The sequence below is a fragment of the Alsobacter sp. R-9 genome, from assembly GCF_054612375.1.
Window position 1 is genome coordinate 23,289 of record NZ_JBTSWJ010000021.1, and the last position, 25,197, is coordinate 48,485.

The 25,197-nt window shown below is 67.5% G+C and carries 29 protein-coding genes; 28 read left to right on the forward strand and 1 reads right to left on the reverse strand.

Features of this window, described 5'->3' with window-relative positions:
- Positions 1–11 precede the first annotated feature (11 nt).
- From ACX9GQ_RS23490 to ACX9GQ_RS23625, 28 genes are all read left to right on the forward strand, one after another.
- Positions 12–1,274 carry a head maturation protease, ClpP-related gene (locus ACX9GQ_RS23490; RefSeq protein ID WP_459632042.1) on the forward strand — a complete coding sequence of 421 codons (1,263 nt, stop codon included), beginning with the start codon at positions 12–14 and terminating at the stop codon, positions 1,272–1,274.
- Between the two features lie 35 nt (positions 1,275–1,309).
- Positions 1,310–1,651, forward strand: a complete 342-nt coding sequence (locus tag ACX9GQ_RS23495; protein WP_459632043.1) for a head decoration protein — start codon at positions 1,310–1,312, stop codon at positions 1,649–1,651.
- 83 nt (positions 1,652–1,734) lie between these two features.
- On the forward strand, positions 1,735–2,751 hold the full coding sequence (locus ACX9GQ_RS23500) for a major capsid protein (RefSeq protein WP_459632044.1): 1,017 nt from the start codon (positions 1,735–1,737) through the stop codon (positions 2,749–2,751).
- A 9-nt stretch (positions 2,752–2,760) separates the two neighbouring features.
- Complete coding sequence (locus tag ACX9GQ_RS23505; RefSeq protein ID WP_459632045.1) at positions 2,761–3,369, forward strand: hypothetical protein; 609 nt, start codon at positions 2,761–2,763, stop codon at positions 3,367–3,369.
- A complete protein-coding gene (locus tag ACX9GQ_RS23510; RefSeq protein WP_459632046.1) occupies positions 3,363–5,522 on the forward strand; it encodes a LamG-like jellyroll fold domain-containing protein in 2,160 nt (719 codons plus the stop codon). Before ACX9GQ_RS23505 ends, ACX9GQ_RS23510 begins: the two co-directional genes overlap by 7 nt.
- Positions 5,523–5,525: 3 nt before the next feature.
- A complete protein-coding gene (locus ACX9GQ_RS23515; protein ID WP_459632047.1) occupies positions 5,526–6,140 on the forward strand; it encodes a hypothetical protein in 615 nt (204 codons plus the stop codon).
- Complete coding sequence (locus tag ACX9GQ_RS23520; protein WP_459632048.1) at positions 6,137–7,066, forward strand: hypothetical protein; 930 nt, start codon at positions 6,137–6,139, stop codon at positions 7,064–7,066. Before ACX9GQ_RS23515 ends, ACX9GQ_RS23520 begins: the two co-directional genes overlap by 4 nt.
- Positions 7,063–7,842, forward strand: a complete 780-nt coding sequence (locus ACX9GQ_RS23525) for a hypothetical protein (RefSeq protein WP_459632049.1) — start codon at positions 7,063–7,065, stop codon at positions 7,840–7,842. Before ACX9GQ_RS23520 ends, ACX9GQ_RS23525 begins: the two co-directional genes overlap by 4 nt.
- Positions 7,843–7,844: 2 nt before the next feature.
- A complete protein-coding gene (locus ACX9GQ_RS23530; protein WP_459632050.1) occupies positions 7,845–8,501 on the forward strand; it encodes an FkbM family methyltransferase in 657 nt (218 codons plus the stop codon).
- Entirely contained in the window at positions 8,495–9,109 is a 615-nt protein-coding gene (locus ACX9GQ_RS23535; RefSeq protein WP_459632051.1) for a hypothetical protein, read from the forward strand. Before ACX9GQ_RS23530 ends, ACX9GQ_RS23535 begins: the two co-directional genes overlap by 7 nt.
- Entirely contained in the window at positions 9,109–9,447 is a 339-nt protein-coding gene (locus tag ACX9GQ_RS23540) for a head-tail joining protein (protein ID WP_459632052.1), read from the forward strand. The genes ACX9GQ_RS23535 and ACX9GQ_RS23540 overlap by 1 nt, the downstream gene beginning before the upstream one ends.
- 1 nt (position 9,448) lies before the next feature.
- Entirely contained in the window at positions 9,449–9,895 is a 447-nt protein-coding gene (locus ACX9GQ_RS23545; RefSeq protein ID WP_459632053.1) for a hypothetical protein, read from the forward strand.
- An 89-nt stretch (positions 9,896–9,984) separates the two neighbouring features.
- Positions 9,985–10,482, forward strand: coding sequence for a hypothetical protein (locus tag ACX9GQ_RS23550; RefSeq protein ID WP_459632054.1), 498 nt, complete (start codon positions 9,985–9,987; stop codon positions 10,480–10,482).
- A gap of 66 nt (positions 10,483–10,548) precedes the next feature.
- Positions 10,549–11,004 (forward strand): phage pre-tape measure protein, encoded by a 456-nt coding sequence (locus ACX9GQ_RS23555; protein ID WP_459632055.1) that lies wholly within the window; start codon positions 10,549–10,551, stop codon positions 11,002–11,004.
- Between the two features lie 160 nt (positions 11,005–11,164).
- Complete coding sequence (locus ACX9GQ_RS23560; protein WP_459632056.1) at positions 11,165–11,776, forward strand: DUF6441 family protein; 612 nt, start codon at positions 11,165–11,167, stop codon at positions 11,774–11,776.
- Between the two features lie 3 nt (positions 11,777–11,779).
- A complete protein-coding gene (locus ACX9GQ_RS23565; RefSeq protein ID WP_459632057.1) occupies positions 11,780–15,502 on the forward strand; it encodes a phage tail tape measure protein in 3,723 nt (1,240 codons plus the stop codon).
- A 3-nt stretch (positions 15,503–15,505) separates the two neighbouring features.
- Complete coding sequence (locus ACX9GQ_RS23570; protein WP_459632058.1) at positions 15,506–15,937, forward strand: hypothetical protein; 432 nt, start codon at positions 15,506–15,508, stop codon at positions 15,935–15,937.
- Between the two features lie 4 nt (positions 15,938–15,941).
- Complete coding sequence (locus ACX9GQ_RS23575) at positions 15,942–17,675, forward strand: hypothetical protein (RefSeq protein WP_459632059.1); 1,734 nt, start codon at positions 15,942–15,944, stop codon at positions 17,673–17,675.
- Position 17,676: 1 nt separating this feature from the next.
- Positions 17,677–18,285: a hypothetical protein gene (locus tag ACX9GQ_RS23580; RefSeq protein WP_459632060.1), complete on the forward strand. Its 609-nt coding sequence runs from the start codon at positions 17,677–17,679 to the stop codon at positions 18,283–18,285.
- Between the two features lie 5 nt (positions 18,286–18,290).
- Entirely contained in the window at positions 18,291–19,103 is an 813-nt protein-coding gene (locus tag ACX9GQ_RS23585) for a hypothetical protein (protein ID WP_459632061.1), read from the forward strand.
- Positions 19,103–19,651 (forward strand): hypothetical protein, encoded by a 549-nt coding sequence (locus tag ACX9GQ_RS23590; RefSeq protein ID WP_459632062.1) that lies wholly within the window; start codon positions 19,103–19,105, stop codon positions 19,649–19,651. Before ACX9GQ_RS23585 ends, ACX9GQ_RS23590 begins: the two co-directional genes overlap by 1 nt.
- Positions 19,648–20,670 (forward strand): fibronectin type III domain-containing protein, encoded by a 1,023-nt coding sequence (locus ACX9GQ_RS23595; RefSeq protein WP_459632063.1) that lies wholly within the window; start codon positions 19,648–19,650, stop codon positions 20,668–20,670. Before ACX9GQ_RS23590 ends, ACX9GQ_RS23595 begins: the two co-directional genes overlap by 4 nt.
- A 195-nt stretch (positions 20,671–20,865) precedes the next feature.
- Complete coding sequence (locus ACX9GQ_RS23600; protein WP_459632064.1) at positions 20,866–21,681, forward strand: glycoside hydrolase family 108 protein; 816 nt, start codon at positions 20,866–20,868, stop codon at positions 21,679–21,681.
- Positions 21,678–22,121: a hypothetical protein gene (locus tag ACX9GQ_RS23605; RefSeq protein ID WP_459632065.1), complete on the forward strand. Its 444-nt coding sequence runs from the start codon at positions 21,678–21,680 to the stop codon at positions 22,119–22,121. Before ACX9GQ_RS23600 ends, ACX9GQ_RS23605 begins: the two co-directional genes overlap by 4 nt.
- A gap of 143 nt (positions 22,122–22,264) precedes the next feature.
- Positions 22,265–22,525 (forward strand): hypothetical protein, encoded by a 261-nt coding sequence (locus ACX9GQ_RS23610; RefSeq protein ID WP_459632066.1) that lies wholly within the window; start codon positions 22,265–22,267, stop codon positions 22,523–22,525.
- A 306-nt stretch (positions 22,526–22,831) separates the two neighbouring features.
- Positions 22,832–23,611: a KilA-N domain-containing protein gene (locus ACX9GQ_RS23615; RefSeq protein WP_459632067.1), complete on the forward strand. Its 780-nt coding sequence runs from the start codon at positions 22,832–22,834 to the stop codon at positions 23,609–23,611.
- A gap of 221 nt (positions 23,612–23,832) precedes the next feature.
- Positions 23,833–24,066, forward strand: a complete 234-nt coding sequence (locus tag ACX9GQ_RS23620) for a hypothetical protein (protein WP_459632068.1) — start codon at positions 23,833–23,835, stop codon at positions 24,064–24,066.
- Between the two features lie 73 nt (positions 24,067–24,139).
- Positions 24,140–24,496 carry a helix-turn-helix domain-containing protein gene (locus tag ACX9GQ_RS23625; RefSeq protein ID WP_459632069.1) on the forward strand — a complete coding sequence of 119 codons (357 nt, stop codon included), beginning with the start codon at positions 24,140–24,142 and terminating at the stop codon, positions 24,494–24,496.
- Positions 24,497–24,610: 114 nt separating this feature from the next.
- Here the strand turns inward: ACX9GQ_RS23625 and ACX9GQ_RS23630 are convergent, their stop codons facing one another.
- Positions 24,611–25,030 (reverse strand): GIY-YIG nuclease family protein, encoded by a 420-nt coding sequence (locus tag ACX9GQ_RS23630; protein ID WP_459632070.1) that lies wholly within the window; start codon positions 25,028–25,030, stop codon positions 24,611–24,613.
- Positions 25,031–25,197: the final 167 nt, after the last annotated feature.

Consider the following 25,197-nt stretch of genomic DNA (forward strand, 5'->3'; position numbering starts at 1 on the left):
GCGAGGCCTACATGTCAGTCATCATCCAGGACGGAGAGATCCACCTCTCCGGCATGGTCGGCGGCGTTGCCTCTGGCGACTCCTTCTGGGATCCCCCGGGGTTCGCGAGCTCGGACATCGTCCAGGCGCTCGCGGAGGTCGGCCGCGACCGCCCGGTGACGATCCGCCTGAACTCGGGCGGCGGCATCGCGACGGAGGGGGCAGCCATCCACGCGGCCCTGTCGCAGCATCGCGGCGCCGTCCACGTCATCGTCGAGGGGATCGCCGCCAGCGCGGCGAGCCTGATCGCGGCGGCGGGCGACACGGTCTCGATCGCGCCGGGCGCCGTCATGATGATCCACGACGTCGCGACCATGACCTACGGCACGGTCGCGGACCACGAGCTGACGATCAAGGCGCTCGACGCGATGGGCGACGCCTACGCGGCGGTCTACGCCGAGCGCACCGGCAAGAGCGTCGAGGAGATGCGCGACATGATGCGCGCCGAGACGTGGCTGACCGCCGACGAGGCGGTCGACCTCGGACTGGCGGACGCGATCTACGACGCGAAGCCCTCCACCGACGAGCCCGCCCCGTTCGCCTACGCGATGTACGCCCGCGCCCCGCAGCGCCTCGTGGCGCTGGCGAGCGCGAAGGGCTGGCGCCCTCGTGCGCTGCAACTGGCGGCATCCGCCGCCTCAACCCCTGACAAGGAGTCGACGATGGCGGATGCGCCGAAGAAGGACGAACCGACCATGGAGGATCCGACGAAGACCGAGGATCCGGCGATGGAGACCGACGAGGAGGTGACCGCTGAGACTGAGGAGGAGGTCACGGCCTCCGAAGACGAGGAGGTCGTCGCGTCCGAGGACGAGGAGGTCACCGCCGAGACCGTCGAGGTCGAGGTCACGGAAGACGACGAGGAGGAGGACGTCCCCGCCGTCGCCGCGCTATGCGCCTCCTTCGGCATGAATGCCGGCCAGATCCGCAAGTTCCTCGCCAAGGGCGGGACGATGAAGGCCGCGAAGGCCCGCGCCGCGGAGATCGACAAGATCCGCGACGCCATCGCCCGGGCCACCCGTACGAAGGGCCCGGTGAAGCTGACCGCCGCGGAGGCGGTCGCGAAGGACATGACCATCGAGCAGGCCCGCGCGGCCCTGTTCGACGAGATCACCCCGGCGCCCGCGGTCGACCCGCAGGCGCCTCTCCCCAATGCGAAGTCCAAGTCGGTCATGGCCGATGCGGTCGCTGACATGTCGCGCCGGATGAACGCCCTGAAGCCCCGCAAGGGCTGAGGGCGCCAGCACCCCAACAGAACGGAGTCACGACAATGGCTGCTCTCACGGAAGGCACGCACCGCGCCGCCTTTATCGTCTCGGACCTCGGCTTCTACAGCTACGAGGTCGGGACGCTCGCTTCCGGTCAGGACGTCGCCGCCGGTCAGGCGCTGATGCTCTCGGGCGGGAACCTCGTCGCCTGGTCGGGTGCGACGGACTCGAACTGCATCGGGTTCGCGCTCGACGCTGTGGACGCATCGAGCGGCGCGAAGGAGATCACGTACCTGGCGCGCGGCGCTGAGGTCCGGGAGGACGACCTGACCTTCCCGGCCGGTACGCGAACGCTCCTGCTGGCCGACCTCGCCCTCCTGAACCCGGCGATCGTGCTGCGCTGATCGCCTGATCAGACCACTCGCTGACCCCCGAACCTAGGCGCCCTGACCGGGCGCCTTTTTTCTTTTGCGCGAAAGGCAATGCCATGATCAGCATGGACGTCTTCAACTCCAATGCCTTCTCGGCAGTGGAGCTCACGACCGCCCTCGACAAGATGGACCACGTCCCGAGCCTCCTCGGCGGGATGGAAGGTCTTTTCGAGCCGGCCCCGGTCCGCACCGAGGTCGTCTGGGTCGAGGAGCGCAGCTACGCGCCGGAGGTGCTCCCCACCTCGCCGCGCGGTTCTGCGCCGCACCAGACGGGCGGCGACGCTCGCTCGGCGCGCGCCTTCCAGACCGTGCGTCTGGCCGACGCCTCTCGTATCACCGCACACGAGCTCCAGAACATCCGCGCGTTCGGATCGGATTCGGAGCTCAAGACGGTCGCGGAGGAGGTCGCCCGACGCCAGGTCAAAATGATGGCCAACATGCAGCTCACGCTGGAGAACCTCCGGCTCGGTTGCGTCCAGGGCGTCGTCACGGACTCGGATGGCTCGACCATCTACAACTGGGCGACGGAGTTCGGCGTCTCCATCCCGACCGAGGTCGACTTCGATCTCGACAACGCCTCGCCGGCTTCCGGCGTTCTCCGCCAGAAGTGCACGGCGGCGGTTCGTTCGATCACGCGGGCCCTCAAGGGCAAGATGCCCCAGAAGATCGTCGCGCTCTGCGGCGACACTTTCTGGGACCAGCTCATCGCCCATCCCGAGGTCCGCGACATCTACCTCGGCTACGCCGCGGCGCAGGACCTGGCGAAGAACGTCGCGTGGGAGTCGTTCCGCTTCGGCGGAATTGAGTTCGTGAACTACCGTGGCACTGACGACGGCTCGACCGTCGCCATCGGCGCCACGAAGGCGAAGTTCTTCCCGGTCGGCGCGGGCATCTTCCAGTGGGCCATGTCGCCGGGCGAGTCGCTCGACTTCGTGAACACGCTGGGCCAGCCCTACTACTCCCAGCTCGTTCGCGACCTCCATCGTAACCACTGGGTGGACGTCGAGCTCTACGCCTACCCGCTCCCCATCTGCACGATGCCGGGCGCGCTCTATCAGGCCCGCAACACCTGATCAGGGCCGATGACCTTCACGGTCATCCCGAACGACTGGCCTCCGGCTGCGACGGTCTTCGTCGTGGCCGGAGGCCCTTCTGTGCGTGAAGTGGACGTCGAGCGCCTGCGCGGCCGGCGCGTCGTCGTCGTCAACTCCAGCTTTCTCCGCGTACCGTTCGCGGACGCCCTGTTCTTCGGGGACGCCAGGTGGTTCACCCACAACCGTCGAGACCTCGTCGCCTTCCCCGGCGAGATCTGGACGGTCGCCTCGGTCGCAAGCGACAAGGTCCGCAAGTGCCGCCGCTATGACGTCTCGATCGGCCTCTCGCTGAACCGGGACGGCGTCGTGATGGGCCGGACCTCTCTGCAGGCGACTATCAACTTCGTCGTCCTGCGCGGCGCCCGGAAGATCGTCCTCGTCGGCGCAGACATGCAGGCCGCGCCTGACGGCGCGACGCACCATCACGCGCCGCATCCGTGGCCCCAGCGGCCCGGGTGCTGGGACGACCAGATGAAGTTCATGGCCCCGATGGTCGAGCCGCTCGCGCGCCTCAAGGTCGAGGTCCGCAACTGCTCTCCCGTCTCCCGCCTTCCCTGGTGGCCGAAGATCTCGTTCGAAGAGGCTCTGCAATGGTGATCCGGGCTCCCTCCCGCCGTCGTGCTCGCCTGCGCCGCGAGGCGGCTGCGACCATCACGATCACCTCGGCGTCGTCGGTCTCCGTCCAGGAGAACGCGACGCTCGCGCACGCGCTGACGGCGAGCCGATCGGCGACGTGGTCGCTGGTCGGCGGCGCGGACCAGGCGCGCTTCGAGCTGTCCGGGTCGACCCTGCGCTGGGCGTCGAACGGGACGAAGGACTACGAGGCCCCGAACGACGCGAACACCGACAACGTCTACGTCGTCACCGTCCGCGCGACGGCGACGTCGAACGGGACCACGGCGGACCAGACGATCTCGGTCACCGTGACGAACGTCGCGGAGGCCCCGACCGACATCGCCCTGACGTGGGCCACGGGCTTCGCCGGAGGCAATGTCCCTGATGGTACGGTCTCCGGGACGACCATCGCGACGATCAGCGGCACTGATCCCCAGAACGACTCCCTGACCTTCAGCGAGGTCACGGACACGACGGACTCGTTCACGATCACCGGAACGTCGCTGAAGCTCCAGAAGGCCGCGGCCTTCGCGGACGGCGCGTCCCGCAACATCACGATCCGCGCCAGCGACGGGACGAACACCTACGACGAGACCTTCTCGGTCTCGTTCCTCGAGCCGGCCGCGATCGATCCGGGCGCCTACGATACCGGAACGCTGGTCCTTTCGAACAAGGGCAAGACCGCGACGAAGATCGGCGGCGGCAGCAACCCCAAGGGCGCAAAAGGCAAGAACGCCCTCGCCGGAAAGAGCCAGTTCGAATTTGCCATCGACGTCCGCGCGAACACCTCGGCGGTCGGCATCGCGACGGACGCCGTCCCGACCGACGCCTTCCCTGACGGGAGCGCGGGCTTCTCCGTCCTCTACAAGTCGGACGGCACGATCTGGAAGAACGGTTCCCAGGTGGCCTCGGGCTACCCCACGTTCACGGCGGGCGACACGGTCCTTTGCGCGTTCAACGCGGCTACGGGCGCCGTCTGGTTCGGCAAGGGCTCCTCGTGGCAGGGCTCGCCGGCCGGCGGCACGGGGGCCGCGACGACGGCGAGCGCAGGCACCTACAAGCCGTGCATGTTCCTCTACGACGTGGGCGATGCGAAGACCCTGAAGGTCGCCTCGAGCGAGCTGTCGAAGGCCTTGGAAACGGGCTTCTCGCCGGCCTACAACGTCGCCCCGGTCATCACGTCGGCGTCGACCTTCTCCGTCGCGGAGAACACGACCGCCGTCGCGACGCTGACGGCGACAGATTCTGACACGGGCTCGACCCTGACCTGGTCGATTACCGGGGGCGCCGACTCCGGGAAGTTCACCATCAACTCCTCGACGGGAGCGCTGGCTTTCGCGTCGGCGCCTGACTACGAGACGCCGACCGACGCCGACACCAACAACGTCTACGTGGTCCAGGTGTCCGTCACGGACGGGACGGCGACGACGAACCAGACGATCAGCGTCACGATCACGGACGTCAGCGAGGCACCGACCGATCCCTACTTCTCCAGCGTCACGTGGCTCCTCGGGTTCAACGGCACGAACAACTCGACCACGTTCACCGACGAGAGCGGGTCGCCCAAGACGCTGACGGCAGAGGGCAACGCGAAAATCTCGACCGCACAATCGAAGTTCGGCGGCGCGTCGGGCCTGTTCGACGGGTCTGGTGATCGCATCGTGTCGTCGGACAAGGCGGGCACGAACTTCGGGACGGGGGACTTCACCATCGAGTTCTGGGTCCGCCCTGCCGCCGCTGACTTCGGCTGGGTGATGGGCAACTGGGAGAACGGCACTTATGCGGGCTGGGGCATTCGCAAAGAGTCTGGTGTCCTGAAGTTTTCGAAGCCGTTCGGGACGAGTCTCGAGTTGTCGTGGTCGCCGTCTGCCGGAACTTGGTATCACGTAGCGTTCTCTCGCTCGTCCGGCACGCTCCGCGTCTTTATTGACGGTATCCTTCTGGGCAAGGGCTCGTTTACTGACGACCTGACTGTCGTTCAAAACTACAACTTCACCGTTGGTGACATGGGGACTTACTGGAATAACGCCAGCCTCAACGCCTACCTCGACGAACTCCGCATCACGAAAGGTGTGGCCCGCTACACCTCGGACTCTTCGTTCTCAGTTCCCACCGATGCATACCCGCGGTCCTGATCCATGGAACGCCTCGAGGCTGACTGGGCGGGCCGCACGGTCTACCTGATCGGCGGCGGTCCCAGCCTGAAGGGGTTCGACTTCCAGGTCCTGCGGGGGCGGGGGATCGTCGTCGCCATCAATGACGCGATCCTCGCGGCGCCTTGGGCGGACGTCGCCTTCTCCATCGACACCGTCTGGATCCGCAACCGGGTCGAAGCCCTTCGCGACTGGGGCGGCGAGTTCGTCGCCGCGGTGCCGCAGGGCTATGAGCCCCCCGAGGGCGTGCGCGGGCGGTTCCTCCAGCGCAAGCAGGGGACGGGCGTCTCGCCCCTCCCGTGGATCATCATGACGGGCGACAACAGCGGCTATGCCGCCCTCTCGATGGCCCTGATGCGCGGCGCCGCCCGCGTCGCGCTCCTGGGCTATGACATGACGACGCCGGGCCACTGGCACGAGGGCTACAACTGGCGCTCGCGCTACGGCGCCCGCGACTACCCGCGCTGGGCCGCGATGTTCGGGACGCTCGCCGTCGCCGCGAAGGCGCGCGGCGTCGACGTCGTGAACTGCAATCCCCAGTCGCGCGTCCGCGCTTTCCGGTTCGGCCAGCCCCTCGAGATCGCGGAGCCGCAGGCGTGAAGATCCTGATCGTCGGACCTGAGATTGATCGCCTCGAGGACATCAAGGACTTCGGCGGCGTCTGGTCCTTCTACCTCGCCCGCGAGTTCCGCGCCCGGGGCGTCGAGGTCGTCTTCCAGGACCAGCGCGAGACGGACCCGGCGCACTACGCCCGCCTCCCGCTCGAGGAGATCGACCACGTCGTCTCGCTGGGGCGCTGGGCGAGCAAAGTTCCCCAGGAGATCGCGTGGATCATGGCCTCCCGCATCCGGGGGACACTGGCGCAGATCGCCGACCGCAACCGGCCGGCGGACCCCGTCGACGTGACGCTGACCGTCGTCGACGACGAGCGCCCGTCCGCCGGTATCAACGTGCACGTGGGCTGGGCCGGCGACTCGGAACTCCTCGGCCCGCGACAGGGCGAGACGCTCCGCATCCTGATCGACCACCCGAACTACGGGGCAGGGCCGCGCGTCGACTACTCGCTCGAGATCGCTGAACAGACCGTGGCGTTCGTCCGCGGCGACCTCTGGCGGGGAAGATGGCCGGGGGCAACCGTCCGCAGGATGGTTGACGGCGGGGTCGAGAATGTGAATTTTGACAGGCTAGCGCCTGCCGTGTTCACGCGGAAGCACATCCCGTTCGCGAGGATCGCGGCGGAATACTCCCAGGCGCACGTCTTCCTGGTGACGCACCCTGAAAGCGTAGGCCTCTCGGTCCTTGAGACGGCCCTCTGCGGCGCGCTCGTCGTGGCCCCAGAGGGCTACATCTCGCCCGCGCTCCTGAAGACGGTCAGGCACGTCACCTACAAGCGCGACATCCCGTGGCAGCAAATCCTCGACGCGATCGACATCGCGGAGTCGCGCCATGTCGCCATGCAGAACTCCTGGGCGCGCGTCGCGGCGAGGATCCTGCACTACCTCGAGACTCGGAGACCCATGGAATGATCCGCGTGTTCGTCGGTTGCGCCGCATCGGGGGAGGACGCCGAAAGCCTCGCCGTTCTCGAGTTCTCGATCCGCGCGCGCGCCAGCGAGCCCGTCGAGATCGTCTACATGCACCAAACGCACGACGACCAGTCGTTCTGGCATGGGTGGAACACGGAGCGCTGGGCGACGCCGTTCTCGGGCTACCGCTGGGGGATCCCCGCCTTTTGTAACTACACGGGCCGCGCGATCTACACCGACTCGGACGTCATCTTCCTGGCGGACATCGCGGAGCTCTGGCACCAGGACATGGGCGGCAAGGCCGTGCTCGCGAAGGCCGGCTCCTGGCGGATGTGCGTCTCGCTCTGGGACTGCGCGGCGGCGCGCTCGCACCTCCCGCCCATCGACGCTATCCGCGACAACCCGGCCTCGCACGCCCAGATCGGTCAGCGCTTCCGCGACCCGACCATCGTCGGCGCGTTCAAGGGCCAGTGGAACTGCCTTGACGGCGAGGACGTCCGCGACCTCCTCGGCGGCGAGATCAAGGCGCTGCACTACACGGACATGAGCTGCCAGCCGCACCTCCGTCACGCGCTGCCGCGCCTCGAGGCGGCGGGCCGGAAGCACTGGTTCGACGGGACCGTGCGGCGTCACCCGCGCCGGGACGTCGAGGAGCTGTTCGATCGCTCCCTGAAGGAGGCGATCGCGGCGGGCTACCCGCCCTCGCGCTACATCCCGAACGACTGGTTCGGGGACTACCGGAAGGCCAGCCTCGTCAACTACCGCAAGCGGGCCTGATCATGGACTTCAGGGTCGGGGAGAAGACGGTCGCGCTCGACGAGCGCGAGGACCGGGTCTGCGCCCGCAACGGCGTCTTCGAACCTGAGTCCATCGCCGTCTGGGCGGCGCTCGCGCAGCGCAAGGGCCAGATGATCGACGTCGGCGCCTACACGGGCCTCTACGCCATCGGCGCAGCCCTGCACGGGTGCCGCGTGCTGGCCTTCGAACCCCATGTCGGCAACGCCCGGCGCCTGACCGAGAACATCGCCGCAAACGGCCTGCGCGACGCGGGCCTCGTCGACCTTATCCGCGGCGCCGCGAGCGATAGGGACGGGAAGGCGATCTTCCAGTTCAACCCGCGCATCCCCCACACGAGCGGCGGGTCGCTCGTCGAGCCGCCCGGGAAGCGGGTCGCATACCAGAACACCGAGGTCTGCACCTACCGGATCGACTCCTTCGAGTTCGACGACCTCGTGGCGATCAAGATCGACGCGGAGCGCGCCGAGCACCTAGTCCTCCTGGGCGCTCGCCAGACCATCGCCCGGTTCCGACCGATCATCATCGTCGAGGTCCTGGACCCCGACGACCTCGAGGCCGTGAAGACGGCGCTCCCGGGTTACCGGAAGCACGCGCGCCTGGACGGTTCCAACTACCTGATGGTCCCCGTCGAATGCTGACCGTCGCGTGCGTCCTGCGCTCCGGCGGCGAGTATCTGCCGCACCACGTCGTGCGCCTGCGGGAGGGCGTGCGGCGCTGGCTCGAGCAGCCCTTCCGCTTCGTCTGTCTCGCCGACACGCCTATCCCGGAGGTCAATTGCGTCCTTTTGCGCCACGACTGGCCCAGGTGGTGGGCCAAGCTGGAGTTGTTCCGCCCGGGCGTCCTGTCCGGTCGGGTGCTGTATCTGGACCTCGACACGGACATCGTCGGACCCCTCGACGACCTGGTCGACGGGCATCGCTTCACGGTCCTGCGGAACTTCTGGACGGAGACGGGGACGCGGATCGGGAGCGGCCTGATGGCGTGGAACTGTGATCTCTCGCCGCTCTACGAGACGTTCAGGGGCCACGCGCGGGACTTCATGAACCTCCCCCAGACGCCCGACAACCTGGGCGATCAGGGGTTCATCCAGCGGCACTCCCCGGTGCCGATGGATCGCTGGCAGGACCGCTTCCCCGGGCGCGTCGTGTCGTTCCGCAGGCATTGCACGCGCGGCGTGCCGCCCGGCGCGTCGATCGTCTGCTACGGCGGGCCGGTGCGGCCGTGGTCACGAGACGGAGGCCGCTGATGGACTGGACCTTGACGCTCCTGACGCCGCTGCACAACGCCTTCGGCGTCAGCGCGACGATCACGCCGACGACGTCCGCCTCCGCGGCGACGCTGACGATGATCGACAAGACGTCGGGCGTTGCGCTCCCTGCGCGCGACGGCGAGATCGAGACGGTCGTCCCGGCGGCGGTCGTCCTGACGACCGCCCTCGCGGACGCGGGGCTGACCCGCGCCGACCTGAAGGGCTCGACGCTCCAGATGAACGGCAAGACCTACCGCGTCGAGAACACGCGCCCCCTACCGACGCCGGGAGGCGAGGCGGACGGCGAGATCATGCTCCTCCTGGTGGAGGCCTGACATGGCGGACATCCGGGAGGACATCCTCGAGCGCCTGGTGGAGATCGGGGAGGGGATGGCGCTCGTCACGACCGTCACCCGCAACGCCCGCAACATCTCGGACATCGACGCCCCGGCGCTGGTGATCCTCGACGGTGACGAGGCCCTGATCGAGACGGACATCGGAGTCGGCCGGCCGCCGTCCGGGATGACCCGGATCGCCATGACGCCCGAGATGATCATCAAGCTCGACGGACTCCCGGAGGCGGTCGGGCCTGCGCTCAACGCCGCGCGCGCTGAGCTCGTCAAGGCGGTCCTGACGGATGTGACGCTGGCGGAACTCGTCACGAACGGCGGATGGATCCGCTACCTCGGGTGCCAGACCCAGCTCGCCTACGGGCGGCAGATGGTCGGGGAGATGGCGGTCGCGTTCTCGTTCACCTACCCGCTCAAGGCGTCGACCCTCTAGTCGCCGCCTAGTCGACGCCTGCCGCTAGGTGGGCTTCCCGCATCGAGGCCCGCCAATCGGCGGGCCTTTTCTTTTGAAAGGGCCACGCCATGGCTTCTCCTGACAACTACTCGCTCCTTCGGGCGATCCTGTACTTCAAGAAAGAGGGAACGGGCTCCTACGTCGACCTCGGCAACGCGCCCGAAATCGAGCTGACGCTGTCCATCGACAAGCTGGAGCACTTCTCGAGCCGCACCGGCACGAAGACCAAGGACAAGGTCATCGTGAGGGAAAAGAGCGGGACGATCCGCATGGTGCTCGAGGAGCACACGGCGGCGAACCTCGCCCTCTGGGCGCTCGACGAGAACTACCCGGGCTCGGGCGCCGTCAACATCTTCGCGTCGAACAGCATCGAGGGCTCTATCCTCGTCGTCGGCACGAACGAGGTCGGCAACAAGTTCGAATGGGAGCTCCTGTCGGTCTCCCTGAACCCGTCGAACAGCATCAACCTGATCTCGGGCGACGACATCGCGCGCATCGAGATCACGGGCGACGTGCTGGCGGTCGATGGCGCGTTCGGCACGATCACGCCGATCCTCCCGACCTGATCTTCCTGACCGCTCCCCCCGGCGCATCAACGCGCCGGGGGTCATCATCATGAAGGGCAAGTCACCATGGTAGGTCTTCTCGACCTCGCTCCCGCGACCGAAACGGTTCGCGGTGTCACCGTCTACGGCGTCTCAGCAGAGGGGATCGCCGTCCTCCTTCGTCGCTTCCCCGAGCTCCGCACGCTGATGACCGGCGGCGCGGTCGACGCGGAGGCCCTCCTGAAGGCCGCGCCTGAGGCGGTGAAGGCCATCATCGCCGCTGGCATCGGGCATCCCGGCTCGACCGAGCAGGAGGAGGCTGCCGCCCGCCTCCCTATCGAGATCCAGGCGGACTTCCTCGAGGCCATCATCCGCACGACGCTCCCCTCGGGGTTCGGCCCTTTCGCGGAGCGGGTCAAGGCGCTGGCGGGGAGGACGCTGAACGTCCAGCCCGTCGCGTCGGGTGGCGCTACGGCGCCGGATACGACCTCGCCGCGGCCATCTCCCGGCTCATACAAACGGGGAACCAGCCGCCGCATCTAGTCTGGGGCTACACGCCCCGCCAGATCGTCGCATGGCTCCATTTCGTCGATCGCGAGGAGCGCCGCTCGATGGCCCTCCAGCTTGCGATGGGCGCGCTCGCCGCCCGAGGTGACCCGAAGGAGGTCGACAAGACCATGTCGCGCCTCCAGAAGGACTTCCCATGACCCGCATCGACGTCTCCTTCGAAGGACAGACGCCGCGCGAGGTCTTCCGCGACGTCCGCACGACGATCGCGGTCGCGGCGACGAACGCCCTGCGCAAGACCGGCGACCTGATCAAGGTCGAGGGCGCCTCTGAGATCGCCGCTGCCGGGTTCTCTCCCCGGTGGCAGCGCGCCATCTCCGCGCGCGTCTACCCGGAGCGCGGGGCCTCCCTGACGGCGGCGCTCGCCGTCAGGCACCGCATCCCCTATGCGGGCGTCTTCGAAGAGGGCGCCACGATCTCGGGGAAGCCGTTCCTCTGGCTCCCGCTCCCGTCCGCGACGCGGTTCGGCGGGCGGTTCGCGGGCGGCAAGGTGACTCCCAGAAAGGTCACCCAGGCGGGCTACCAGCTCGTCTCCATCAACAGGCCCGGCAAGGCGCCTCTGCTCGCCGTCCGCTCGCGCGGGTTCGGCGCGCGGAAGCAATTCGGCGGGCGCCAGTTCAAGACCGGCATCGAGCCGCTGTTCGTCGGCGTGTCCGCCGTGACGATCACCCAGAAGTTCAACCTTCGCCGGGTGTTCGCGCGCGGTCAGGACCGCCTGTCCGACTTCTTCGACGCCGAGTTGAGGTGACGCATGGCCGGTGAACTCAAAGCCCGCATCTCGCTCGTCGGGGACGAGGACATCCGTCGCTCGCTCCAGGAACTGGGGCGGGCCGGCGAGCAGGCGCTGACCCGCCTGAAGAACGCGGGCGACCGCGCGAACCTCGAGAAGGTCAAGCGCCAGACGGACGACCTGAAGACCTCGCTCGACGAGGTCGGGCGCAGCGCCGACCAGACGGGCCGCTCGCTCGAGGGCGCCGCGCAGGGGCTGGGAGGCAGCGCTAGCGGCATCGGCGCCTCCTTCGCGTCACTGGGGCAGACCATCGCCGTCGCAGCCGCTGGCGCGGTCGCCGCGCTCGCCGCGGTGGGCCTCGCCGCGAACGCCGCCATCAAGTCGATCACCCAGACCGCCGCCGAGGCGGCGAAGGAGATCAACGACCAGGCGAAGGCGCTGAACCTCTCGGCGGAAAGCTACCAGCGCCTCAAGACCCGGGCCGACGCGGCCGGCGTCGACGTCAACGCGCTCGCGAACGCCATGAAGGCGCTGAAGGAGCGCGCGGACTCCGCGGGCGCGGTGCTGAACCGCTTCGGCACGACGACCGGCGTCGCCGGGGTCGACCGCCTCGGGACCGGGATCCGCGTCCTCAACGTCAACCTGAAGCAGACGAGCGAGGAGGGGATCAAGGCAGCGGAGACGTTCAAGGCGCTGGGGATCAGTCTCCAGAACGCGGACGGATCGCTGAAGTCGTTCGACCAGGTGCAGGCTGAGGTCAACCGGGCGCTGGCGAAGAACACCGAGGAGGCGAAGCTCGCCGCCGAGGCGATCAAGGTCTACGGCGACCAGGCGAAGGAGATCCTCCCGCTGATCCGCGCCGAGGCGGAAGCCGCGCAGGAGGACAAGCGCCGCCGCGTCGAGGAGGACCGCAAGCTCACGAACGAACAGGTCGCGGACGGCGTTCGCCTGATCGCCGCCCAGCGCGATCTCGCGAACGCGGTCGCCTCCGTCCAGAACCAGATCGGCGCGCAGTTCTTCAAGGGCCGCACCGAGACGGTCAAGTTCTACACCGAGTTCGTCGACGCGAACCGCAAGGCCATCGTCGAGCTCGCCCGCTTCGGCGTCGAGCTGGCGAAGTCCTTCTTCGGCGGCAGCTTCAGCGGCACGAACGCGCTGGGCTCGCTCGCCATCGGCGACTTGGTCCTGAACCTCGGGCAGATCAGCAAGGTCGCGGAACAGGTCCGCACCGCACTAGGCGCCCTGTCGCAGACGGTCCTCGACTTCCTGAAGCCCGCCATCGACTTCGTCAACCAGTCCTTCGAAATCCTCGCGGAGACCCTGACGAAGGCGCTGGGCTTCGACATCTCGGCCGGCTTCCTCCAGGCGACGACGGCGGTGTTCGCCCTCGTCGGCGGGTTCGGCGCGCTGACGGGCGTCATCGCCCCGGTCGTGGCGCTCACGACCGCCGCCGTGGCGGCGCTTGGCGGGTTCGGCCCCGCCGCGCTGATCGCCGGCCTTGCGGTCCTGAACTTCTGGGAGGACATCACGGCGGGCGGTGCCGCCGCCTTCGCCGCGCTCAAGGCCGCGAGCGCTGACTTCAAGCTGGCGTTCCAGGCGCTCCTGCGCGGCGACTTCCAGGCGTTCTGGGAGTCCTTCAAGCGCGCGGGCTCCGAGGCGTTCGCTGCGCTCGAGCGCGAAGCGCCCGGGCTGGGCGAGGCCATCCGCGACGTCGTCAAGATCGCCAGTTCGATCGGGGACAACCTGAAGGCGCTGTTCAACGGCGTGACGGTCGCCCTTAACATCGTGGCCTCCGTCATCAACGCGATTTTCGGGACAAATCTGACCGCCGGCGCGGTGGCCTTCTACATCGCGCTCCTCCAGGTCACGGGCGGTCTCCAGGCGCTCGCCGCGCTTTCCTTCATCGTCTTCAACATCATCCGCACGGGCGGTCCCGCCGTGGCACTGGTGGCGGCGGCGTTCCTGTCCTTCTCCCGCATCCTCTCGGAAATCCCCGACCTCCTGTCCCGGTTTAGCGAGGTCTTCTCCAACCTGTTCAGCGGGAACATCACGGACGCCATCGAGGGCGCGATCTCGCTGATCCGCGACCTGTTCACGGCGCTGTCAGACGAAAGCGCGGCGACCTTCGCGCTGATCGCGGCGGGCGCCGTCACGCTGGCGAAACTCCTCGGCGCCACGTTCACCGCCTCCTCGCTCCTCGCGGGGCTGGCGAACTTCGGCAAACTGTTCCTGGGGTTGTTCCTGTCCGGTGGCCCGATCGGGCTGGCGTTGGTGGCGGCAGGGACCGTCCTCTACGCCTTCTGGGACGACATCAGGGACTACGCGCTGGCGGCGTTCAAGTCGATCTCCGACTTCCTGTTCGGCATCCAGGGTCCGCAGCTCAAGCCTGTCAAGGTGCCGAAGCCTGACGACAAGGACTTCAAGTCGTCGCTTGAGGAGCTCGGGAAGTTCGTCCAGACGGCCCTCGGAGGGCCAGTCAACCAGGTCTTCGACCAGAAGAACCTGAAGGACCTGAAGGTCATTTCTGACGAGGAACTAGCGAAGATCGCGGAGGGCAAGCGCTCTGTCGACGAGATCAGGGCGTCGATAATAGATCTGCGCTCCGAACTCGCGAAGGGCGGCACCGCCTCGACCGACGACATCATCTCGGACCTCCAGAAGAAGGCGGATCAGACCGAGGGCGTGATCAATCGCTTGATCCAGAAGCTGAAGGATCTGACGAACAGCACGAACGCGCCGGGCCTGAAGGGCCGGGCCGGGTTCGTGCTCGGGGGGCTGGAGGGCGGCGACGGACAGAACGCGCTTCTGGGCGACGCGGGGAACGACGCGCTCGACAGCCTCCCGACCGACCTCGAGCAGGGGTTCCAGGCAGCGTTCGACGCGGCCTCCGCGGTCACCCAGACGGGCGTGCAAGCCATCGGTGAATCGTTCGGGTCCATCGGCCAGAACGCGGACCAGGCGTTCGCGGGTATCCCCGCCGCCGCAGAGGCCGCGTCCGCGACGCTGTCCTCCGTCTTCACCTCCGCGATCGAAGCGATCAGCGCCGTCGTGCAGGGCCTGCGGGATCGGTTCCTCGAGGCCTTCACCAGTCTCGCGGGCGCGATCCAGTCCGTGATGGCAAGCGTCGAGGCGGCGGTCTCCGCGGCGATCTCCTCCATCGGCGCGCAGCTCGACCGCCTTGCCGCCCAGATCGAACAGGTCAAGCAGGCCGCGGCTGAAGCTGCTGCCGCCGCAGCTTCCGCCTCCGGCGGCGGCAGCGACGAGGGCTTCGCCTCGGGCGGTCTCGTGCGCGGACCCGGGACGCCGACGAGCGACTCCATCCCCGCCTGGCTCTCGGACGGCGAATACGTCGTGCGCGCCCGCGCGGTGGATCACTACGGCGTCGGCCTCCTCGCCGCGATCAACAACCTCCGCGTCCCCTTCGACCGCGTCCGCAAGTTCGCCTCCGGCGGGCTGGTGCGCGGCGCCCGCCGCATGCGCGAGGGCATCCCGACCTTCGCGACGGGCGGGCTCGCCAGCGCCATCGCCAATGCCCTTGCCATCCCTTCGGCGGCGATGGTGCCGAGCCCCATGCGGGCCTCCTCTAGCGGCGCTGGGGCGAGCGCGATGCGCCCGGTCGTCGTGAACATCGGGGGCCAGTCCTTCGGGCCGATGCTGGCTCCCGCCGAGGTCGCGTCGAAACTGGAGCGGTTCGCGGTCAGCAACCAGATCCGCTCGGCCGGCGCGAAGCCCTCCTGGAGGTAACAGATGGCGGACGAGACGCTCCTCGAGATCAGCGGACCCGGAATCAACCCATGGTCGGCCCGCGGTCTCTCCCAGTCACTGGTGCCGATCCCCGCCGCCCAGTCCTTCCGACGCACGATGAACGGATCACTACGTGATCTCTCGCTCGAGCAGTTCCGCAAGTACCGCTCCACGATCTCCTGCACCGACGTCTCGGTCCCGGCGCTCGACGGCGTCTGGCCGGGCCAGGTCCTGACCGTCTATTGCGTCGCCGAGCTCGCCTACCTCACCTCGAGCGCTGGCGGCGACCGCCCGGCGGTGGCGGGGTCCGAGTACACGGACGGGGACTACACCTTCTACCGCCCCATCCTCCAGATGATGGTCGTCGGTCACCAGGTGAACTTCGACGAGTACGGCAAGCAGCACGGCTGGACTCTGGAACTCGAGGAGGTCTGACCCCGTGGCCTTCTATTTCCAGTGGTGCAACGACGGCGACGCCTTCGACCCGCGCGAGGACGAGGACGTCTTCGCCTTCAGCGTGTCGCACGCCGAGGGCGAGTTCGCGACGCTGACCGTCGAGATCCGCAACCCCCGCGAGGGCCTCCTGAAGGCGGGGCGCTACCAGTGGTGCTGGCTGGGCTGGGACGCCGGCGGCACGGGCGGACCCGAGCCCCTGTTCAACGGGCGCCTGACGGCGTTTCCCGAGGGCCTGAACGACGAGATCATCCAGCTCCAGTTCGTGGCGCGCCCGACCGACTACGACACCCAGAAGGCGGCGCTCGCGGAGACGCTGAAGGTCGCGCCCTTTTGGGATCCGGTCTGGATCAACGCCGACCAGCGGTCGAACCCGGACGTGGTCCTCGAGGCGCGCCCGCAGGCGTGGCACATCGACCGCGTGACGCACGAGGTGACGGTATCCGACATCATCGAGGGCGAGGACGGCACGCTCTACCTCGACGAGTCCGAGGCCTTCTACGACGGGCTCCAGGTCTCGTTCGCCAGCGCCCCGGTGCAGACCATCAAGTGCGAGGCGGTCGTCGGTTGGGATCAGGCGGCGATCGGGACCGTCGACCTTACCTCGAGGATCGCCGCCGCCTTCCGCGCCGCAGGCGCGCCGCCCAACTCGGCCGCGTCCTACACCGGGCAGGGCCTCCAGGAAGACTGGCCCGAGCGCGGCGACAACATCGGCGGCGGATGGGAGGTCGCGGTCACGAACCCGCTGCGCCTCGACGGGACGGTCTTCCCGACTGAGCTCTACGGCGTCGAATGCACCGACGCGCGCCTGGGCTTCCCCCTCTGGGTTCTCGACCCGACCTTCGTCGTGAAATACGACGTCAGCCGCTCGCGTCGGGAGATCGTGCGGTTCTCCATCTCCGCGGACACCCAGGCGGTGGTGTCCGAGCCCCGCGGCGACAACCTCCTGTCGGTTCGCCTCTCCTCCCAAGAGATCAGCAACTTCGTCGACAACGAGGGGACGTCGGACGCCTCGCAGCCCATCGGCGACGTGCGGCGCCCGTCCTACTTCCTGACGGATCGCGGCAAGCAAAGCCTCGAGCACCTGATCGTGCTCTGCCGGGCGCGCCTGCTCTCCCGCGCGCGGGCGATCCGCATCTCCCGCGAGGTCACCTTCCAGTTCGCCGCGCAGCTCTCCTGCCGCGTGTCGATGGCGATGACGGACCCCCGCATCCCGGGCGGCGCGATCTCGGGGAAGGTCGTCGGCTACTCCTTCGGCGTCGACGGCGAGGGGCGCGCCACTGGCGCGGTCACCATCGCCTGCACCATCGGTCGCGGGGCGAGCCTCGTCGTCGCAACCGGCGACGGCGTCTACGCGGAGGACGGTTACGCCGCCACGGGCTGGCAGGCCTACAGCGGCGGGGGCGTGGCGGTCGCCTCCTCGGACATCGCCTACACCTCAATCGACGACACGCCCATCGTCGACGACGGGCTCGACCTGATTGGCCTGTCCGCGTCGAACGCCATCCTGAACCTGACGGTCCTGAACGGGCCGGCGGCGCAGCGTGCGGCGACGAGCGGCACCTACGAGGACATCGGCGCCGCGCTGGCGGGGATGAACGACGTCTACACCGAAGTCGGGCTGGAGTTGCGCCCCCTGACGGGCGGGCCGTTCGAAACGATCTTCGACGTCGAGGTCGGGGATCTCGAGATCCCGAAGACGATCGATCTGGAGGTCTGAGATGGCGCGTGACCTCGACGCCGAAATTGCTGGCGCCGCCTATCTGAACCAGCTTCCCGGCGCCAAGGCGCTGAACACCCTCAACGCGTTCAGCTCGATGCGGTACGAAGGCGAGGCTCAACTCCGCGCCCTTGACCAGATCAACGCCGCCTTCGCCAGCAAGTATGGTGGCTTCGCGCGGACCTCGGCGTCGATGGAGTCGTCCGTCCGCCCGTTCCTCGTGGTCGACGCGCAGACCCGCCAACCGATCAACAACCGCCCGCCGATCCCGGGCGAGGATGGCGAGGCCTACATCGAGTGGGGCAAGGCCAGCAACTTCGTCCGCCCCATCGTCGACCCCATCGTGGCCTCGCCCGGCGAGAATCTCTACGACCAGCTCGGCGGCGGGGGCTTCCGCGTGAAGTGGCCCCAGGAGCGCGACGAGGACGAGGACGACTCCGAGCAGCCCGACATCATCATGCAGGAAGTCTCGAGGCAGACGGAGACCGTGAAGGTCTACGACCCTGACGACGACACGAACTACATCGAGGTCAAGCGGATCACCCAGATCCGCTTCAGGCACTCGCAGAACGGGCGGATCTACCGCTACCATTTCAACGCCTGGGATTGATCGCGATGGCTCGCGGTCCCTACATCCTTGATCCGTTCCAGACCATCGTCGGGTTCCACTTCAGGCGCAGCGGCACGGACTATCGCTACGTCGTGACGGATCGCTGGGCGCCCGGGTGCCGCGTGAAGTACGACACCGCGAACACCGCCTGCGACACCTTCGACGAGGTCATCCTGCCGCCGGGGACGCGGGCGCTGCACTGGTCCTACCTCTACGAGACGGAGTGGACCTACCGCCGCGTCGGCATGGTCCCCGGATGGGGATCGAATGACGGCGTGACCTGGGAGCCCATCACGATCACGGTCAATGGCGGTCCCGGCGTCGAGTCCGACGAGGTCCTCTCTGTCCCCGTCGAGACCGTCGTCGGATGGGGGTCCAGCTACGCCGACGCGCTCAACAACGTCTTCGGCCCGCCCCAGCCAGCCTACGCCCGCCCGGAGTTCATCAACGGCGAGGGCGGTGGCCTCGGGATCACGGTCCCCGAGGTCGGCGGCGAGTTCCAGGGTGGGACGAGCATCGAGCACGCCCTGCGGTGCATCGAGTACGACGACACCTTCGCCTGCCACTTCGGCTACCTGGGCGAGACGCCCGTGATCTCGGGCTATTACGGCTACTACGACGACTCCTTCGTCAGTTTCAGCGATCGAACGAAACTCAACGGCGCGTCGCTGAAGTTCAACAAGACCATCGACGTCGGGACGCTGGAAGTCGTCGACGGCGGATCCGGCAGTACCTGGACACCCATCGGATGGTTCGCCAAGCAATACGAGCGGCGCGCCTTCATCCTGTTCGAAAATCCTGACTGGGAGAGCGCCTGATGACTATGCGCTACCGCACCACGGGCGCCTGGGGCGCAGGCATCGGGGCGAACCTGACCGCCGCGCAGATCGACGAGAACTTCTACACGCTCTGGCAGAAGATCGCGGAGGAGATCGCGGCCCTCGACTCGCCGGTCGGGATCAGCAACATCGTCCAGACGGGGCTGTCGTTCACGGTCATCCTGTCCGACGCGACGGAACTGGGTCCTTTCACGCTGACGAACCCCCAGGTCCCGCAGGGGACCGAGATCGTCTCCGCGACGCATACGCTCGTCAGCGCCAACGCGAACCGCTACCTCCGCTGCACCGCGCTCCTGGGTTGCGACGTCACGGTCCCGGCGGACCTCGACGTCCCCCTCTGGACCGAATTCCACTTTCGCGCGGTCAGCGCCTCGATGTCCTTCACCGCGGACAGCGGCGTGACGATCAATACGCCAGTCGGCTACCTCCCCTCGATCACGGCGGTCGGCGGGACGGCGACGCTGAAAAAGGTCGGGACCGACGAGTACGACCTCTTCGGCCTCCTGACCGTGGACGTCTCGGCATGATCCCCGGCATCACCGCCAACGTCACGCGAGACACCGCCAGCGGCGGCACTGGGCCATCCTACGGGCAGGATCCCGGGACCGCGTGGCTCGACTTCGTGAATGGCGAGTACTGGGTCGAGGGCGTCCAGTACGAGATCGGGGACCTCCTCCAGGACTACCCGGGCGTCACGGGCTCGTTTAACGCCGCGGACGTCGTGCCGGGGCGCGGGCTGCGCGCGATCTACCGCGACCCGCAATATGGCCCCATGGCGAAGGGACCGCTCCTCGCGCTGATGCAGGCGGCGTTCACCTACGTCGGCGAAACGGAGGACATCTACGACGGGACGGTCACGTTCCTTCAGATCGGGTCCAGCACGGGCTCGGGAACGGCGATCAGCCTGTACTGCGGCGCCTACCTGAATTTCCTTTATTCGGGCGTCTCGAGCGACTCGACCTACAGCGGCATCACGACGGGCCGCAGGGTCCAGTGGCTGGGGACGAACCGCGCCGCCGCTACGGTCGGGACGTCGACGAGCGGGTGCAGCCTTAACGGCTCGCTCGGGACCGAGGCCGCGACCATCGACACCTCGGACATCTTCCTCGCGCCGACCGTCGCCGCGGCGGATCGACCGTCGCCGGCCGGCTCAGACATCCTCGACGCGGCGCCCGGCTACTTCCGGTCGATCAGGATAGAACCGCCCGTCGCGGCCTCGGGCCTTGCGGCGCTGACGACGCTGGCGACGCCCGGCTACATCGAGGACCTGGCGACGGGTGCGATCACGGGGACGACCGTCGAGCTGACCTTCAGCGCGGTCTCCGGTGCGACGTCCTATGAGTACTGGATCGGAGAGGGCAACTCCTGGCCTGATGACACGAACGACACCTGGACGACGCTTCCGAACGACAAGGTGATCGCGGGCCTGACGCCGGTCACGCTCTACACGATCCTCGTCCGCGCCCGAAACAGCTACGGGCCGGGCGGCTGCTACACGCCGGACTCGACGAACACCTACTTCGTCGAGGTCACGACGACGACCTGATCCCGGAGCCCCCGATGAACGAGCGAACCCGCGGCGCCAGCCGCCGGGCGGCGATGGCGTGCGCGCTGGTCTCCGTCCTCCTCATCGCCGTGGCTCTGGGCGGGTGCGCGTCGTTCGTCCGCGGCCTCTATCAGCCACCCCCACCACCCATCGACCCATGGCGCGAGATCGTCGAGACGCTCGAGGAGAACGACCGTGCGCAGCAACTACCAGAAGTGCCTCGCGATCACGCTCCGGTACGAGGGCGGGTTCGTCAACCACCCGGCTGACCCGGGCGGCGCAACCAACCGCGGGGTGACCCAGAAGGTCTACGACGCCTGGCGCCTGAAGACCGGCATGACGCCCCGCGACGTTCGCCAGATCGCGGACGACGAGGTCGAGGCGATCTACCGGCGCCAGTACTGGTCGCTGGCCGGTTGCGACGACATGCCAAGCGGGATCGATCTCGCCCTCTTCGACTACGCCGTGAACAGCGGCGTCACCCGGGCGGTGCGCGACTTCCAGCGGGTGCTCGGCGTGCGCGCGGACGGTGACCCCGGCTCGGTGACGGCGGAGGCCGCCATCAAGTCCGACCATCAGGCGACGATCGAGGCGCTCTGCGATGCCAGGCTCCAGTTCGTGCGCAGCCTGAAGACGTTCCGCACGTTCGGGAAGGGCTGGACCCGGCGGATCAACGAGGTGCGCGCCGCGGCCGTCGATCTGGTCGACAACGAGGTCAGTGGGGTCCACATGGACTACGAGCTCGCGGGCGGTGCCGACCTCGACGCGATCGCGTCGGGCCCCGCTGACCCGCGAGACACGTCCTTCACCTCCACCAGGACCGGGCAGGGCACGGTGGCCACCAGCGTCGGCCTACTTGGCTCCACGGCGACGGAGGCGGCCGAGAAGCTGGAGTACGTCTCCGGCTACAGCGAGGTGATCAAGCTCGTCTTCGTCGCCCTGCTCCTCGGCGGGCTCGGCCTCACGGCCTACAGCACCGTGCAGGCCATCAAGGAGGGCCGCACCCGGTGATCTCGCTCATCCCCTTCCCGTACAAGGCAGCGGCCGTCCTTGCCCTGCTGGCGGGCTTCTGCGGGGCATCCTGGTTGCATGGCTATCGCACGGCCGATCGGAGCGCGCAGATCGAAGTTCAGGCGGCGGCCATCAAGAGCCTAGAGGCCGCGCGGGACGAGTACCGCCGGCAGGCGGAGGCCGCCCGCTCGATCGCGCAGAAGGCAGCGGAGAGGGAGCAAGAAGCCGATGCAGAATCCGATCGCCTGCGAGATGAAATCGCACGCTATGTGCGCGACCGCGAGCAGAGCCCCCCGCCTGCTGAGTGCCGTCTGTCTGATGACGACGCTCGCCGCCTGCGCGACCTCGGCTCCGCCGCCTCCTCCGCCCCGGGCCGTCCTGCCAGAGGCCCCCTCGACATTCGGCCGCCCCGTGCCAGCGCCGAAAGCCCAGACCGGTGATGATCCCGTGATCTTCGCCGCCCGAACCCTTGCCGCGCTTCGGCAAGCCAACCAGCGTCTGATCAACGACAGGGCCTTCTACGATGACCTCCGAACCGACTTCTCGCAGTGACGATCAGATGCACTGGGCGCTTGATCGGCGCGTGCCTATTGCCGTCCTAGTGCTCGTCGCTGGGCAGTTCCTGGCTGGCTTCTGGTACGTGTCGAAGGTCGACAGCAAGGTCGCGGAGCTCGACAAGCTGACGAGCAAGCACGACATCAAGATCGACACCATCGAGAGGGACGCGCGGCTCATCGACGGGCGACTGGTGCGGATCGAGGCGAACAGCGAGGCCCAGCTCCGGATCATGCAGCGCCTGGAGCGGATCGTGGACGCCACCAGGGAGCCGGCGGCTCGGCCGTGATGGCCTCATCCCTTTGCGTTGAGGAATGCGGCCGGAACAGAAATCTGTTGTGGGTAGAGACCGGGGAAAGGTCAGGGGGTGGTCTTGAGCGACCGAAATCCCTCTGCGACGCTATGGGCTTCGGGGCACCCGAATCGAAAGAGGCCGGGCTAGGGACCCGGCCTCTCCGTGATGCGGATGCCACGAGACCGTCGCCGACCCCGTTCCTCCCCGCACGTTCACTCGTGTCATGACACGGTAGGGTAGGGAAAGGCAAGTCGGAGACGGTCCCATTCTCGCAGGGCTGAGGCCCAGAAAGGGACTATCGTGACGACCCCTCCTTCCGACTTCTTCACCCTCCGCGGTCGCAATGTCCGCGTGGACGCCATGGGCCGCGTGTCGCTGAGCGATCTGCATCGTGCGGGTGGCTTCCGCACCAACGCCAGGCCGCACGACTGGTTGCGACTGGCGACGACCCAGACCCTCATTCAGGCTGTGCTGTCCAAGGTTACGGGAAAATCCCGCAACTGGGCGAAAAGCGATTATCAGTCAGTGCTTTACACCAAGGTCGGCGCGGCGGACGGCACGTTTGCCGATTCGAGGTTGGCGCTGTCCTACGCGGAGTACCTGAGCCCGGCGCTGGCTCTCGAGGTCCGTGAGGTCTTCCTTCGCTACAAGGCGGGAGACGCTACCCTCGCCGACGAGATCCTGCAGAAGGCCCCGCCGGCCGATAACGAGTGGGCTGGTATGCGGGCCCTCGGCCGCGCGGAGCGGAACCGCCTGACGGCTGTGCTGAAGGACCACGAGGTCACGAAGCCGCAGGAGTATGGGCGCGTTACGAACGCTACTTATGCGGGGCTCTTCGACCGCACTGCGCAGCAGCTCAAGGCGGCGAAGGGCCTGGGCAAGTCCCAGAACCTGAGGGACGCCATGTCCACGAAGGAATTGGTCTTCACCATGGCTGCCGAACATCTCGCTGCTGAACGCATCGAGGAGCAGGACGCTCGCGGTGTCGTCGAGTGCAGCGATGCGGCGCGGCGCAGCGCCAACTTCATCCGCCAAGCCATTGAGGCGGACCGCGCCGACCGGAAGAAGCCGGCGGCCTGATCGCTTGACACTGTGCGGGGGAGGGCGACCTTCCCCGCATAATCGAGTCCTTCCGTTTTCGATCATCATCAAGCTCGCGGAGGGCTAAGCGCGATTGCCGCGAGGGGGGGCAGTGTCGAGCGCGGTGAAGTAGCAGGCTCGCCAGCTGCGCTAGCAAACATACTTCTTGCGGGACCGGTGGCTGCAAGGCCACGCTCGCGGTGTTGGCGGAAGGGCTTCAGATGACGGGCGACGACGCGCGGACGATGGCCGTGGTGTTGATCTTTGAGGGTGCAGACCTGACAGACGAACTCGATTGCTTGCTCGCCCTGGTGGCCGCTGGGCATCCAGCGAAGAAGGCAGCCCTCGCCCTCGATGACGCTAGGCTCCTCGCGCGGACGTGGGCAGCGGCACAGAGCCCTGAGATGGTGCGGGCCCTGGCAGACCCGGGCGAGCCACGCCCGCCACTCAACTAGACGCGAGGTCAAGCCCAAGTTCTGGCGCCGGGCCGGGGTGTCGTTCATGCTCCCTGTTCAGGAGCCAAAAGCCATGGGCAGACGCATTTCCGAGAGACGCGACTGCGGCTTGCACATTCGCGCATGGCGCGAGACGCGGGGCCTGACGCAAGCCGAGCTTGCCGAGCGACTAGGTGCGACGGCGGCGACGGTGAGCCGCTGGGAGAGTGGCGACCGAGGCCTCCTGGTCGAGCAGCTGGTCGACATTGCCGACGTGCTCGGCATTCTGGCGACCGACCTTTTCCGTGATCCTGCCGCTGCCATCGAGCAGTCCTTCGACGACACCCTTCGTCGTGAACTGGCCGAGGTGACGCGCCAGCGCGACGCCTTCCGCGAGAGGATCGAGGTGCTGGTCGCCGCGGTGCAGCGGCTGTCCCGAGGGCCGGCGTGACGACCATGCGGGGCAACGCGCCGCGACGACCCGCCGCGCCGGATTGCGGGCGGAATTGCGCGCCTGCCGGGGTTGATGGAACGGCGAACCTTGGGAACAGACGGCGGATAATGGTTAGATCTTTAAAATGTTCTGGCCTGCGTATCGCCAATTCGCGAGGATGAACGACCGCAGAAAACTCCATCGAGCAAAACGATCATCCTCGTCTTTACAGTAGCGATTCAATGCGCGTGAGTGACCTTGAATCTCAACGCAAGCGTCGACCAGCTCGCGCGAATGATCGCCGGTCGCAAGATGCTCGACAACCGTCAGAGCGATGTAAAGGTTCACATCGAACCATTCGCCAGACGTGCGGTGAGGCTTCAGCAGCTCGTGCGCCTGTCGTTCGACCTCTGCCGCATTTGCGGACCGGATCGACGCGAACAATGACAGCGGCTTAGGGCTCGCCGTCGTCATGGAATTGCGCCGCGCTTTCGGCCTCTTAGAGATGCCGACTTTGCAGAATTTCCCCGAGGTCATGATGTAGATGAACATGGCCGATCCGGCCTCCAGCGGTTTTACATCACGCGTGCAAGTCGTTGATTCTACTAGGCGCTACATTCAATAGTTTTGCATAGAAAGCGCAGTAAAATCAACGCGGAAAGCTGACTCTTAATCAGCGGGTCCAAGGTTCGAATCCTTGTGCGCCCACCATCAAAGCC

Coding starts and splice junctions, on each gene's coding strand:
- ACX9GQ_RS23490 (WP_459632042.1), top strand. CDS start 12: ATGTCAGTCATCATCCAGGACGGAGAGATCCACCTCTCCGGCATGGTC.
- ACX9GQ_RS23495 (WP_459632043.1), top strand. CDS start 1,310: ATGGCTGCTCTCACGGAAGGCACGCACCGCGCCGCCTTTATCGTCTCG.
- ACX9GQ_RS23500 (WP_459632044.1), top strand. CDS start 1,735: ATGATCAGCATGGACGTCTTCAACTCCAATGCCTTCTCGGCAGTGGAG.
- ACX9GQ_RS23505 (WP_459632045.1), top strand. CDS start 2,761: ATGACCTTCACGGTCATCCCGAACGACTGGCCTCCGGCTGCGACGGTC.
- ACX9GQ_RS23510 (WP_459632046.1), top strand. CDS start 3,363: ATGGTGATCCGGGCTCCCTCCCGCCGTCGTGCTCGCCTGCGCCGCGAG.
- ACX9GQ_RS23515 (WP_459632047.1), top strand. CDS start 5,526: ATGGAACGCCTCGAGGCTGACTGGGCGGGCCGCACGGTCTACCTGATC.
- ACX9GQ_RS23525 (WP_459632049.1), top strand. CDS start 7,063: ATGATCCGCGTGTTCGTCGGTTGCGCCGCATCGGGGGAGGACGCCGAA.
- ACX9GQ_RS23530 (WP_459632050.1), top strand. CDS start 7,845: ATGGACTTCAGGGTCGGGGAGAAGACGGTCGCGCTCGACGAGCGCGAG.
- ACX9GQ_RS23535 (WP_459632051.1), top strand. CDS start 8,495: ATGCTGACCGTCGCGTGCGTCCTGCGCTCCGGCGGCGAGTATCTGCCG.
- ACX9GQ_RS23540 (WP_459632052.1), top strand. CDS start 9,109: ATGGACTGGACCTTGACGCTCCTGACGCCGCTGCACAACGCCTTCGGC.
- ACX9GQ_RS23545 (WP_459632053.1), top strand. CDS start 9,449: ATGGCGGACATCCGGGAGGACATCCTCGAGCGCCTGGTGGAGATCGGG.
- ACX9GQ_RS23550 (WP_459632054.1), top strand. CDS start 9,985: ATGGCTTCTCCTGACAACTACTCGCTCCTTCGGGCGATCCTGTACTTC.
- ACX9GQ_RS23555 (WP_459632055.1), top strand. CDS start 10,549: ATGGTAGGTCTTCTCGACCTCGCTCCCGCGACCGAAACGGTTCGCGGT.
- ACX9GQ_RS23560 (WP_459632056.1), top strand. CDS start 11,165: ATGACCCGCATCGACGTCTCCTTCGAAGGACAGACGCCGCGCGAGGTC.
- ACX9GQ_RS23565 (WP_459632057.1), top strand. CDS start 11,780: ATGGCCGGTGAACTCAAAGCCCGCATCTCGCTCGTCGGGGACGAGGAC.
- ACX9GQ_RS23570 (WP_459632058.1), top strand. CDS start 15,506: ATGGCGGACGAGACGCTCCTCGAGATCAGCGGACCCGGAATCAACCCA.
- ACX9GQ_RS23580 (WP_459632060.1), top strand. CDS start 17,677: ATGGCGCGTGACCTCGACGCCGAAATTGCTGGCGCCGCCTATCTGAAC.
- ACX9GQ_RS23585 (WP_459632061.1), top strand. CDS start 18,291: ATGGCTCGCGGTCCCTACATCCTTGATCCGTTCCAGACCATCGTCGGG.
- ACX9GQ_RS23590 (WP_459632062.1), top strand. CDS start 19,103: ATGACTATGCGCTACCGCACCACGGGCGCCTGGGGCGCAGGCATCGGG.
- ACX9GQ_RS23595 (WP_459632063.1), top strand. CDS start 19,648: ATGATCCCCGGCATCACCGCCAACGTCACGCGAGACACCGCCAGCGGC.
- ACX9GQ_RS23620 (WP_459632068.1), top strand. CDS start 23,833: ATGACGGGCGACGACGCGCGGACGATGGCCGTGGTGTTGATCTTTGAG.
- ACX9GQ_RS23625 (WP_459632069.1), top strand. CDS start 24,140: ATGGGCAGACGCATTTCCGAGAGACGCGACTGCGGCTTGCACATTCGC.
- ACX9GQ_RS23630 (WP_459632070.1), bottom strand. CDS start 25,030: ATGTTCATCTACATCATGACCTCGGGGAAATTCTGCAAAGTCGGCATC.